15 protein-coding genes are annotated in these 12,548 nt (G+C 42.6%); all 15 read right to left on the bottom strand.

All coding sequences use genetic code 11. From position 1 onward, the window contains the following. Window positions 1-9: 9 nt before the first annotated feature. Complete coding sequence (locus BHV73_RS07785) at window positions 10-717, bottom strand: tetratricopeptide repeat protein (protein ID WP_087411974.1); 708 nt, start codon at window positions 715-717, stop codon at window positions 10-12. Next, entirely contained in the window at window positions 714-1,742 is a 1,029-nt protein-coding gene (locus BHV73_RS07790) for a VWA domain-containing protein (protein ID WP_009120887.1), read from the bottom strand. The genes BHV73_RS07785 and BHV73_RS07790 overlap by 4 nt, the downstream gene beginning before the upstream one ends. Before the next feature lie 75 nt (window positions 1,743-1,817). After that, entirely contained in the window at window positions 1,818-2,801 is a 984-nt protein-coding gene (locus tag BHV73_RS07795; protein WP_009120886.1) for a vWA domain-containing protein, read from the bottom strand. Window positions 2,802-2,858: 57 nt separating this feature from the next. Next, window positions 2,859-3,932 carry an ETRAMP family protein gene (locus BHV73_RS07800; protein ID WP_087411975.1) on the bottom strand — a complete coding sequence of 358 codons (1,074 nt, stop codon included), beginning with the start codon at window positions 3,930-3,932 and terminating at the stop codon, window positions 2,859-2,861. 7 nt (window positions 3,933-3,939) lie between these two features. After that, on the bottom strand, window positions 3,940-4,809 hold the full coding sequence (locus tag BHV73_RS07805; RefSeq protein WP_022219081.1) for a DUF58 domain-containing protein: 870 nt from the start codon (window positions 4,807-4,809) through the stop codon (window positions 3,940-3,942). Between the two features lie 178 nt (window positions 4,810-4,987). Further along, window positions 4,988-5,983: an AAA family ATPase gene (locus tag BHV73_RS07810; protein ID WP_009120883.1), complete on the bottom strand. Its 996-nt coding sequence runs from the start codon at window positions 5,981-5,983 to the stop codon at window positions 4,988-4,990. A gap of 191 nt (window positions 5,984-6,174) precedes the next feature. Beyond that, complete coding sequence (locus BHV73_RS07815) at window positions 6,175-7,413, bottom strand: HU family DNA-binding protein (protein ID WP_087411976.1); 1,239 nt, start codon at window positions 7,411-7,413, stop codon at window positions 6,175-6,177. A 25-nt stretch (window positions 7,414-7,438) separates the two neighbouring features. Next, entirely contained in the window at window positions 7,439-7,711 is a 273-nt protein-coding gene (locus tag BHV73_RS07820) for an HU family DNA-binding protein (RefSeq protein ID WP_022219080.1), read from the bottom strand. Window positions 7,712-7,791: 80 nt separating this feature from the next. Next, complete coding sequence (gene rimO / locus BHV73_RS07825; protein WP_118468383.1) at window positions 7,792-9,090, bottom strand: 30S ribosomal protein S12 methylthiotransferase RimO; 1,299 nt, start codon at window positions 9,088-9,090, stop codon at window positions 7,792-7,794. Continuing rightward, window positions 9,087-10,046, bottom strand: coding sequence for a signal recognition particle-docking protein FtsY (gene ftsY / locus BHV73_RS07830; protein ID WP_009120879.1), 960 nt, complete (start codon window positions 10,044-10,046; stop codon window positions 9,087-9,089). Before ftsY ends, rimO begins: the two co-directional genes overlap by 4 nt. A gap of 159 nt (window positions 10,047-10,205) precedes the next feature. After that, window positions 10,206-10,364 (bottom strand): DUF4295 domain-containing protein, encoded by a 159-nt coding sequence (locus tag BHV73_RS07835; RefSeq protein ID WP_005654275.1) that lies wholly within the window; start codon window positions 10,362-10,364, stop codon window positions 10,206-10,208. Window positions 10,365-10,379: 15 nt separating this feature from the next. Further along, window positions 10,380-10,568, bottom strand: a complete 189-nt coding sequence (gene rpmG, locus BHV73_RS07840; protein WP_002560155.1) for a 50S ribosomal protein L33 — start codon at window positions 10,566-10,568, stop codon at window positions 10,380-10,382. Between the two features lie 21 nt (window positions 10,569-10,589). Further along, the gene (rpmB, locus tag BHV73_RS07845) at window positions 10,590-10,850 is read right to left on the bottom strand and encodes a 50S ribosomal protein L28 (RefSeq protein ID WP_004291052.1); all 261 of its coding nucleotides are present in this window, start codon (window positions 10,848-10,850) and stop codon (window positions 10,590-10,592) included. A gap of 121 nt (window positions 10,851-10,971) precedes the next feature. Continuing rightward, a complete protein-coding gene (locus tag BHV73_RS07850) occupies window positions 10,972-11,439 on the bottom strand; it encodes a CinA family protein (protein WP_087411978.1) in 468 nt (155 codons plus the stop codon). A 20-nt stretch (window positions 11,440-11,459) separates the two neighbouring features. Then, the gene (gene tsaD, locus BHV73_RS07855) at window positions 11,460-12,479 is read right to left on the bottom strand and encodes a tRNA (adenosine(37)-N6)-threonylcarbamoyltransferase complex transferase subunit TsaD (RefSeq protein ID WP_087411979.1); all 1,020 of its coding nucleotides are present in this window, start codon (window positions 12,477-12,479) and stop codon (window positions 11,460-11,462) included. Window positions 12,480-12,548: the final 69 nt, after the last annotated feature.

Raw genomic sequence — 12,548 nt, forward strand, 5'->3', positions numbered from 1 at the left:
TTATATTTATTACCAATCCTTTTCTAAACGACCACCTTGGATAACTTGCTGTTTTTTAACCTTATCCTGTACGTCTTTTTCATCCTGCATCACAGAATTCAAAAGTTGTTCGGCATTTTCTTTAGACATCTCATTGTCCTTTTTCTGCGGCTGAGGTGGTTGTTGCTGATCTTTATTCTGTTGCTGGTCTTTATTCTGCTCTTGCTTATCCTCTTGTTGATCTTGCTTCTGCTGCTGTTGATTTTGATCTTGATTTTGCTGGTTCTGCTGCTGGTCTTTCAACATCTTCTGAGCCAAAGCCAAATTATAACGTGTTTCATCATCCTTCGGATTATTACGCAATGACTGTTTGTATGCTTCTACCGCCTTTGCATAATCCTTTTGCGACTGAAAAATCACTCCCATATTATGATAAATCTGAGCCAATCCATCCTTGTTCTTTTCCATTTTCGTGGCAGCAACATATTGTTCCATAGCCTCTTGCAACTTATTCTGCTGCGCCAGTGTATTTCCAAGATTAAACATAGAAACTGTAGACTGAGGGTTCACTTCCAATGCCTTACGGTAATTCACCTCAGCATTGACATACACGCTGTCTTTGAAAAAGCGGTTTCCTTTACGAATAAAATCACGTTCGGCTTTTTGAGCCGAAGCCGTAACTGCCATCAACAGCAGTAAAACCAATCCTATATATCTCTTCTGTAACATACGCATCATTTCTTATTGGAAAATAAATGAATATTACGGAACAAAGGGTTCTTACGTTCCAATATCAGCATTTCAGCCAATAATAACAATAAAATAATCCATGCCACAGCCTGGAATTGCTCATTGAATTCTGTATATACCTGTGTTTCCACATCAGCCTTCGCCATTTTATTGACTTCCTGACTAATCGCCTTTTGAGCGCCGTTTGTGTTGTCTACACGCACATAAATACCATTACCGGCCTTCGCTATCTCCTGACACATCTGTTCGTTCAGGCGGGTTACAATCACATTCCCGTCACGGTCACGACGATAATCATTGGTTCCTTCCGCCGGAATAGGTGCTCCTTCGGGCATACCCACACCAAGTACATTCACCTGAATACCTTTCTCGGCAGCAGCTTTGGCAGCTTCTACCGCACCACCTTCATGGTTTTCACCATCAGTTATGACAATCACCGCACGCCCTACACCTTCTTGAGGCGTAAAACTGCGGGAGGCTAAATTAATGGCTGCCCCAATTGCCGTACCTTGTTTAGAAATCAATGACGGATCAATGGATTCCAAAAACATCTTGGCTGATATATAATCACTTGTGATAGGAAGTTGCGTAAATGCATCACCTGCAAATACAATCATACCTACCTTATCATTTTCCATTTTATCCACCAACTGTGCCACCAGTCTCTTCGCCTTCTGCAATCGGCTGGGCTGCACATCTTGCGCTAACATCGAATTGGAAATATCCAATGCAATCATCACTTCCACTCCCTGACGCTTCACTGTTTCCAGTTTAGAACCGAACTGGGGACGAGCCAACAGTACGGCAAACAGTCCGATAGCAGCAAACACCATCCAAAATTTCACATCCGGACGGTATTTGGATACATCCGGCATCAGCTGTGCCATCAGTACCGGGTCACCGAATTTACGGATATTCTTTCGCCGCCGATAATTGGAATATAAGTAGAAGGCTGCCAACAAGGGCAACAACAGCAACAAGTACAAATATGCAGGTTCTTCAAATCGAAACATCTTCTTATTTACTAATTTACTATTTACTAAATTTGCGTACGATACAAAATATATCAGAGGAAAAGTCTGCAATTATTACGGTATCTTCTTCAATATAGAGTTACGCAACAAAACTTCCAACAGCACACACAAGAAAGCCGCCAGCGCAAACCAACGATATTCTTCCTGACGTTTACTATATTCTTTTACATTCAGTTTCGTTTTCTCCAGCTTGTCTATTTCCTCATATACCTCTTTCAGCTTCGAATTGCTCGTAGCACGAAAATAATTGCCATCCGTTGTTCCGGCAATTTGTGTCAGAGTCTTTTCATCAATCTCAACCGGCATATTGACATATTGCACGGTTCCGCCTACCGGATAAGGATATGGAGCCATACCGTTGGTTCCTACACCGATAGTATAAACACGGATACCAAAACTTTTTGCTATCTCGGCGGCCGTCAACGGAGATATCTCTCCTCTGTTATTCGTACCGTCTGTCAATAGAATGATTACTTTAGATTTGGCTTTACTGTCTTTCAGTCGGGTAACCGCATTGGCAATACCCATTCCCACTGCCGTACCATCCTCGATAAGACCACACTTTACGTCTTTTATCAAATTCAGCAGAACGGCATGGTCTACCGTCAGCGGACACTGCGTAAAACTCTCTCCGGCAAACAGCGTGATACCGACATTATCATTCGGACGGCCATTAATGAACTCGGCCGCCACATCCTTGGCCGCTTCCAAGCGGTTAGGTTTCAAATCCTCGGCCAACATACTGGTAGAAACATCGATAGCAAGCATTATATCAATACCCTCTATTTCGCTATTCTGCCAGCTATCGGTAGTTTGCGGACGGGATAAAACAATAATAATCAGCGCTAAAGCAATTATCCGCAATGCAAACGGCGCATGCAGCAAATAGTTCTTATAGCTCTTAGGGGTATGTGCATAAACACGAGCGTCCGAAATCTGAAGCGTAGCCTCACTATTCTTCCTCTTCATGATATACCATACTATATAAGGTATAAGCAGCAGTAGCAAAAATAAATATTCAATATTGGCAAAAACCATGATATTTACAATTTTACAAATTACGATTTATGATTAAAGCGCACTTCCACTTTTGCATCAGGCAAAATAGTTGTACAACTCCAAACCTATATATACCAGAGAACCGACAAGAGCCGCCGCTAAAGCAACAATTCCTGCGACAAGCAATATCTTGGTACGCAAAGAACGTTTTTCAATAACAGTAATCTCAGTAGGTTGCGGTTTAGCATTTTCATCTTCTTTCTCTTTCGTATCGTTGATGAAGTCAATCGCATTAATCAAATTAGCGTCATTCTCATTCATCAGCGGGTTATGCTTGGCAAACTTCACTAAATCCGCGGTCTGGAATAGAGTACGCAAATCGGATATCGCATCCTTATCATTCATTTCCAATAGCTTATCAATGATTTCAGAAGAAGTCATCTCCAATGCATTGAAGCCGAAACGATCTTTTATATAAGTACGAATAGCATCTGTCAATTCCGTATAATATTCCTTCGACTGCCCCTTCTGCCATACCTTCTCACTCTTGATGCGTTCTATCTCCTGCATTGCCAATTGATGTGGCGGTAATTTAGGCTCGACTTTCACCTTACGTATAATCGGTTTGTTATCACGGATACGTTTCACGAGGTAGATAAGCAATAGCAGAAACGGAGTGAACAGTACGGCACAAGCGATAGCCATATACCAGTCTTCCCACGCAAAAGGCGCTTTCATTACCGGTTTCGGGCCGAAGAACTGATCGGGATGCAATGTATCCACCGGCATGGAATACACCTTTAACGCCAAAGCCTTGGAACGGTATGCCTTATTATCGACAAGCACTTCCATTGGCGGCAAATAATAGAGTGCCGAGTCAAAGGAAGTAACAGTATACTCCTGGGTAATCAGCGAGCGCCTGCCGTCATTCAGCATTTGCGTATCCGGCTTGGCTATATCGATAATCTCCACTCCACGCACCAAAGTATCGGTATAAACGGGAAAAATAGCACGCTTATCGGTGTCCAATGATACTTGGAGCTTAATTTTAGCCTGCTCTCCAATAAGGATTTGCAAGGAATCAATTGTAGCATCCACCGTCACCGACTGGGCTACTGTCCTACCCGTCAATACTGCCAATAATGTTATCAGAAATAAATATCTTTTCATTTTCCGATTAATTTCTTTTCGCAAATAAATTCATCAATGCCTTAACATAGTCCTGATCCGTACGTACCGACACATTGTCTACATTGCTTTTGGTAAACGTATCGTTCAGTTCCACCTGTTTGTTTACCCACCAATCATGGTGAGCACGCCGTACAGCACGCGAAGAAGTGTCAATCCACTGCTCATGTCCTGTTTCCGCATCTTTTATTTTCATCAGACCTACGGCCGGCAATTCTTCCACACGACGGTCGTATACTTGGATAGCCACGACATCATGCTTACGATTGGCGATAGTCATGGCATTTTTAAAACTCTCCTGATCGATAAAGTCTGATAAAACAAAAGCAGTACAACGACGCTTCATGACATTCGTTAGATACTCCAAACCGAGACGGATATTGGTTCGGCGACTTTCCGGATGGAAATCGAGCAACTCACGAATGATATATAGTATATGTTTACGCCCTTTCTTGGGTGGAATGAACTTTTCTATCCGGTCTGAAAAGAAGATAACGCCAATCTTATCGTTGTTCTGAATGGCAGAAAAAGCCAACGTAGCAGCAATTTCCGTCACCATATCTTTCTTCATCTGCTTTACCGTACCGAATTCCAAACTACCGGAAACATCTACCAGCAACATTACAGTCAGTTCACGTTCTTCTTCAAACACCTTCACAAAAGGTTTATGAAAACGGGCCGTTACATTCCAGTCTATGTCGCGTATATCGTCGCCAAACTGATATTCACGCACTTCGGAGAAAGCCATACCTCTACCTTTGAAAGCCGAATGATACTGGCCTGCAAAGATATTATTGGATAATCCGCGTGTCTTTATTTCAATTTGACGGACTTTTTTTAAGAGTTCTGTTGTTTCCATTGATTTATTTAAAATAATCCCATTAACAAAAGACCTTAGCATTTGCTCCCGACAGGAATACCCTTAAGTTTACGTCCTATAAGCCTAAGGTTTGCTGGCAAAAAACCGGGGATTACGAGTGTAAACCTCAGGGGTTATGCCGGCTGATTCCCGGAGTTTCGGATGCATTTGCCACGTGTTAGGGCACTTCAACCTTATTCAATATCTTGCTGACGATTTCGTCCGAAGTCATATTACTTGCTTCAGCCTCATAAGTCAAGCCGATACGGTGACGCAGTACATCATGTGCCACAGCACGCACATCTTCCGGAATAACATAACCGCGACGTTTGATGAAAGCATAACTGCGGGCAGCCAGTGCCAGGTTTATGGACGCACGGGGTGAGCCGCCGAATCCGATCATATCCTTCAGTTCCTTCAAATCGTACTTCTCCGGATAACGGGTTGCGAATACAATATCGACAATGTATTTCTCAATCTTTTCATCCAGATATACCTGACGCACCACTTTACGCGCCTCGATAATCTCGTCAGCTTTCAAGATAGGCTTCACACTCAGCTTATCCCCGTTTATATTCTGACGTATAATCAGTTTTTCTTCTTCCAATTTAGGATAGTCGATCACAACTTTCAGCATGAAACGGTCTACCTGGGCTTCCGGCAATGGATATGTACCTTCTTGTTCAATAGGATTCTGGGTTGCAAGTACCAAGAAAGGTTCGGGCAGCTTGAAAGTTTCCTTACCTATGGTGACCTGACGCTCCTGCATGGCTTCCAGCAAAGCACTCTGCACTTTGGCCGGAGCACGGTTAATTTCATCTGCCAAGACAAAATTAGCAAACACAGGACCTTTCTTTACTTGGAAAGTCTCGTCTTTCTGACTGTAAACCATTGTACCGATAACGTCTGCCGGCAACAAGTCCGGCGTAAACTGAATGCGGCTATATTGCGCATCGATTAATGAAGCCAGTGTCTTGATTGCTAATGTTTTTGCCAAACCGGGCACACCTTCCAGCAATACATGTCCGTCAGACAATAAACCGATTAACAACGACTCTACCAGGTGCTTTTGTCCTACAATAACCTGGTCCATGCCCGTAGTAAGATTGGTAACGAAAGCACTTTGTCTTTCAATCCGCTCGTTCAATTCGCGGATATCAATTGTTTCAGCCATAAATCAATGTATTTTTAATGTTTAATTTTCATTTTACCCCGACTGAACGCCGGTAATTATATTTTGCTTCCAAAAGTACGGGAATAAATTAACCATAGCAACTAATTTTTATTAAAAAACTATGTGAAACCTTTAGATTAAACTACTTTCATAGAGTTTAGTATTTAACAAAAAAAGAAGCAGTAATATTTTTACTGCTTCTTCGCTAATTTCGGTATCTTTATAGTGGTACCCGCAGGTACATTATCCGGTTTTTTAATAACACCCGGATTATGCTTTACTATATATGGATAAAGCGCCTTAGTACCGTAAAAACGAAGGGCAACTCTGGTCAATGTCTCTCCGGGCTTAATTGTATACGTAGTTTCCGTTCCCACGATAGTATAATTGGTGGAATCGGGAACATACGCGATTCCGGGTTGTTTTTTAGGTTGTGATACAGGTGCGGCAACTGCGGCAGATTCTTTGACAACAGCCGATACATCCGGCTTTTTGGTTACGGGTTCCACCGCAGGCTTCATCGAAACCGTATCCGCTTTTGCAACAATTACAGTATCTTTATCGGCAATACTATCTGTTAAAGCGGCATCATCCGTCTGTTTATCGACTTCGGCATCAACAATTTCTTCTACCGGTGGTTTGGTTGATAATTTATCAAACAGATCCGGATAATACAAATAGACGACAGTTCCCGCGCACAACAGTACAACAAGAACAACAATGCCGATAAAGTATTTCATTGTAGAAGATTCCGTCGGTCCATCAGTCTTCGCAGCTTTCGTTTCTTCAACACCGACCTCCTCTTCCGAAGTGGCAGAAAGGGTTTCCACAGCTTTTTCTTCCGGACTTACAGTAATTTCCTCCGAGCAACTTTTCGTTTCTTCCGAAGAACTCGTTTCCACCAAACTTTCAGTTTCTTTCGGAGTTTCTATTTCTTCAGGAATATCCGCAATTGCTTCCCGTACAACTTCTACCGGGGGCACGTTTACGGCGTCTTTCACACCTTGAGAACCTTCAGCTTCTCCCGACACCCCCCCTTCTGTCTTTTGCTCTGCTTCTTCCTCATCCTCATTGCCGCTATCTATAGGGGTATCTTCCAAAACAGTGCCGTCATTGAGCACAACCGTTTCAAAATGCGAAAACGGCTTATTGATAATATCTTTCAGAGCAGGTTCCGGAGTAAACGAAACTTTAGTATGTCCTTGTATCTCAAAACGTTCTCCGGTATTGACATTGACACTTTCACGGCTTTCCACATCAATCAGCTTAAAAGCCCCCAATCCCTTTATCTTCACATATTTGTCTTTTTCCAGCGCTTCTTCTATCAACTGGAAAAATTCCTTCACAAAACTATCAGCATTCTTCTTGCTCATGCCATGCTTTTCAGCCAGCAAGTCAATCAAGTCCTGTATGTTTAGTTTTTCATTCATAATATGGGAGATTTTAAAAGAAAGACTACTTAAACTTATCTTTTAACAACGTACTGGGCTTATAGGTCAACACCAGTTTCGGCGGAACCAACATACGTTGCTTCGTTGTAGGATTGACAGATATACGTTCCGCTTTCTTTTTAACTTCGAATGTTCCAAAGCCTTGTACGGAAATCGTATTCCCGTCCTCCAACTGCCGCGTCATATCCGACAACAAAGATGTAACCAATTCCGAGGTATCCTTTAAAGTATACCCCAATCGTCGTGACAATTCAGAAGTAAATTCTTTGTTATTCAAAATCCAAGCTTTAAAATTGTGAACTACGGTGCTATATTAGCAAATCTTCCCCATATATACAAGAAGTTCAGAAAAAATCTTTAAAGAATTCGGCCAAAAAGGTCGAAATCATCGGAGTTTATTATCTCCACCCGGTAAAAGTTACCAATCTCCAAAACCTTATCTCCGCACTCAATCAATACTTCCGGATCCACCTCGGGAGAGTCAAATTCTGTGCGTCCGATATAATAATCACCTTCCAGACGGTCGATTATCACATCCATCCGCTTACCTACTTTTGCCGCGCTCAGTTCTGCTGAAATACCTTGCTGAATAGACATCAACTCATCCAAACGAGCTTGTTTCACTTCTTGGGGAATGACATCTTCATAATGGGCCGCAGCATACGTTCCCTCTTCTTCGGAATACGCAAACGCACCCATTCTATCGAAACGCACCTTGCGGACAAATTCTTTCAATTCCTCAAAGTCCGCTTCCGTTTCTCCGGGATGCCCTACCATCAGGGTAGTACGCAAATGAATACCGGGAACTTCTTCACGGAATTTTTCTATCAGCCGATAAGTTTCTTCCTTAGTTACATGGCGGCGCATTTTATCCAGCATATTATCACTGATATGCTGCAAAGCGATATCCATATATTTACAGACATTAGGACGTTCGCGCATTACCCGGAACAAATCCATAGGAAAGTGAGCCGGATAGGCATAGTGCAAGCGTATCCATTCCACACCCGGTATTTCGGAGATTCTTTCGATTAATTCGGGCAACATCTGCTTTTTATACAAATCCACGCCATAGTAGGTCAACTCTTGCGCAATAACCTGAAACTCTTTCACTCCACGAGCTACGAGATATTTCACCTCATCCAGAATTTCTTCCATCGGACGCGATATATGCCGCCCCGTAATAATAGGAATAGCGCAATACGAACATTTGCGGTCGCATCCTTCCGATATTTTCAGATATGCATAATGCCGGGGAGTGGTCAATGTACGCTCTATGTGCAGTTCATCATGATATGCCTTGCCCAAATCCCGCAACAGTTCTTTCCAGTTGAACTTGCCGTAAAACTTGTCAACCTGAGGAATTTCAATGGCCAGTTCTTTCAGATAACGTTCCGACAGGCAGCCCATGACATAGAGTTTCTCCAAACTCCCTTCTTCCTTGGCCTGCGCAAATTCAAGAATCATATTAATGGACTCTTCCTTTGCATCACCGATGAAACCGCAAGTATTAATTACCGCAATCTGTCCTTTCGGACGTTCGGCATCATGCGTCACATGAAAACCCGCTTCTTCCAATTGACGCATCAAATGCTCCGAATCCACCAAATTTTTAGAACAACCTAATGTTATAATATCAATGGTTTTCCGTTTCATGCATTTCCCCCAAACAACGAATCGACAAACTCTTTTTTACGGAACACCTGCAAATCTTCCATACCTTCTCCCAGACCGATATATTTTACCGGAATTTTGAACTGATCGGAAATACCTATCACAACACCGCCTTTAGCCGTTCCATCCAACTTGGTTACAGCCATTGCCGTAACTTCCGTAGCCAAAGTAAACTGCTTGGCCTGCTCGAATGCATTTTGTCCGGTGGAACCGTCCAAAACAAGCAATACCTCATTGGGAGCATCAGGTACGACTTTTTTCATTACATTCTTAATCTTAGTCAGCTCATTCATCAAGCCTACTTTGTTATGCAGACGTCCGGCCGTATCAATAATCACCACATCGGCATTATTGGCTACCGCAGAGCTTAAAGTATCAAATGCCACGGAAGCAGGGTCGGCACCCATTTTTTGCTTTATAACAGGAACACCTACACGCTCGCCCCATATCACCAACTGTTCTACCGCTGCCGCACGGAAAGTATCGGCCGCACCCAAATAAACAGATTTACCGGCTTTCTTAAATTGATAAGCCAATTTACCGATGGTTGTAGTCTTTCCTACGCCATTCACTCCGACCACCATAATAACATAAGGTTTCTTCGTAATCGGAGTTTCAAAATCATCTACATCGTCCGAGTTATTCTCAGTCAACAAAGCAGCGATTTCATCGCGCAAAATCATATTCAATTCCTGCGCGTTCATATATTTTTCATCTGCGGCACGCTTCTCGATACGTTCAATTATCTTCAACGTAGTTTCCACACCCACATCCGAAGTAATCAACACCTCTTCCAGATTATCCAGCACTTCATCGTCCACTTTCGACTTTCCAGCCACAGCACGAGCTATCTTGCCGAATACACTTTCCTTTGTTTTAGATAATCCTTTATCTAACGTTTCCTTCTTTTCTTTTGAGAAAAAACTAAAAAATCCCATAGTCTACCTTTTTGTACAATACATTATGCTACAAAGATATAACAAAACTAACAAATAATAAAAGTTGAAGCGATTTAATAACAAAAAAATCCCCCCACCGATAGATTCGGTGAGAGGAGCTTTATAAGTAATCAGTGCTTCACAGCAACTGCATTTATCTTATTTTTTGAAAAAGTCTTGTACTTTTTCGTTAGGAACCATTTGCTCATCGAAGATGTAAGCGCCGGTCTTCGGAGACTTAACCATCTTGATAACTTTCGTATAAGCACGACCTTCTTTAGAACCATCGTGCAAACTTGCTACTGTTTTCTTTGCCATGGGGTTATACTATTATTATTTGATTTCTTTGTGTACTGTTACTCTCTTCAGAATCGGATTGTATTTCTTCAATTCCAATCTCTCGGTAGTATTCTTTCTGTTCTTCGTCGTAATATAACGAGAAGTTCCCGGCATACCGCTATCCTTGTGTTCCGTGCATTCCAGAATCACCTGTACTCTGTTACCTTTTGCTTTCTTTGCCATAATCAGTATTCTCCTCTACTTTTAGCCAATTACTTTAATGCTTTTCCAATCACAATAACCTTTAGCTACTGCATCCTTCAAAGCAGCATCCAAACCTTTTTTATTAATAATGCGCAGGCCGTTAGCGCAAATGCTCAGACTGATCCAGCAGTCCTGTTCTACATAATAGAACTTCTTGTTAAACAAGTTCAAATCAAAGGTTCTTTTTGTTCTTCTCTTTGAGTGTGAAACATTGTTGCCAATCATGGCTTTCTTTCCGGTAATTTGACAAATCTTCGACATTTCTATCTTTATTTTATAGTTTTTATCTATACTTATTTCAAACAGAGCGCAAAGTAAGCACTTTTATCGTTACAAAACAAGTTTTTCCTAAAATAATTCATTGTGCGAGAACATTTTTTCCTCATTTTAGCTTGTCACAGAGCATCGACAGGGCATTTTGAATAGCCGACTGTACATTTCCCGCTCTTCCGCGGTCTCCTTCCTGCTTCATGGTTACGATGTCATTTTTATATGCAGCGGCTATCCACACCGTACCTACCGGTTTTTCCGGTGTACCGCCACCGGGACCTGCAATACCAGAGGTGGCAACCGCACAATCCGTTTTCAGCGTTTTCATCGCACCTTTCACCATTTCGATAACGGTTTCCCGGCTCACCGCGCCATATTCAGCCAGAGTTTCGGCGGAAACATGAAGCAAATCCTTCTTTATTTCATTAGAATACGCTACAATGCCGCCATTAAAATACTCCGAGCTCCCCGGAACCGAAGTTATCAAGGCTGCTATTCCGCCGCCGGTACAACTTTCAGCGGTGGAAAGGGACAAATTCTTCGCTTTCAACAATTCTCCTATCTCCTCTTCCGGTTTCATACCTTATTATATATAGAACCTTACAAAGTGACACGTGAATAAGCCGGAGCCTCTATCGGGCAGAAATCCTTATCCAAATACTTAAAATATCCGGTAATGGCAATCATTGCGGCATTATCCGTTGTATAGCTGAATTTAGGAATGAATATATTCCAACCATACTTTTCGGCATGCTCGCGGAAAGAGTTGCGCAAGCCGTTATTGGCCGATACACCGCCTGCAACGGCCACTTCCTTTATGTTGTATTGCTTTGCGGCTTTACGCAATTTATCCATTAATATATCGACGACAGTAGCTTCCAGCGAAGCGGCCAGGTCCGTCTTGTGATGTTCGATGAAATCGGGATCATCTTTCATCCAGTCCCGCAACGAATACAGGAATGAGGTTTTCAGTCCGCTGAAGCTGTAATCCAGCCCCGGAATATGAGGTTTGCTGAAAGTAAACGCTTTAGGATTGCCCTGGCGTGCAAGCTTGTCGATAATCGGTCCGCCGGGATAACCCAAACCCATTACCTTGGAACATTTATCAATGGCTTCACCTGCGGCATCATCGATTGTCTGCCCCAAGATTTCCATGTCATTGTAAGCTTTCACCAAAATAATCTGGGAATTTCCACCGGAGACCAGCAAGCAAAGGAAAGGAAACTCAGGCTGCACATTATCTTCACCTTCCGCTTTAATGAAATGAGCTAACACATGTCCTGTCAAATGATTAACATCCACCATGGGAATACCCAAAGAACGGGCGAACCCTTTGGCAAACGACACGCCTACCAACAAAGAACCCATCAATCCCGGACCGCGCGTAAACGCCACAGCGCTCAGTTCCTCTTTGGTAACTCCGGCACGCTTCAACGCCTCGTGCACCACCGGCACTATATTCTGTTGATGCGCACGTGAAGCCAATTCGGGCACTACCCCGCCATAAGCCTCATGAACTGCCTGGCTGGCCACGACATTCGATAGCAGGTAGCCGTCCTTGATGACTGCTGCAGAAGTGTCATCGCATGAAGATTCTATTCCTAAGATTATTGTACTCATAGTGTTTATTTACGTTTAAACGCTGCAAAAGTAGTGATAAAAGTAGTATCCATAACGTATTATTTCATA

It is taken from the genome of Bacteroides sp. 44_46 (genome assembly GCF_001915465.1).
GTDB classification, from domain to species: Bacteria; Bacteroidota; Bacteroidia; order Bacteroidales; family Bacteroidaceae; genus Bacteroides; species Bacteroides clarus.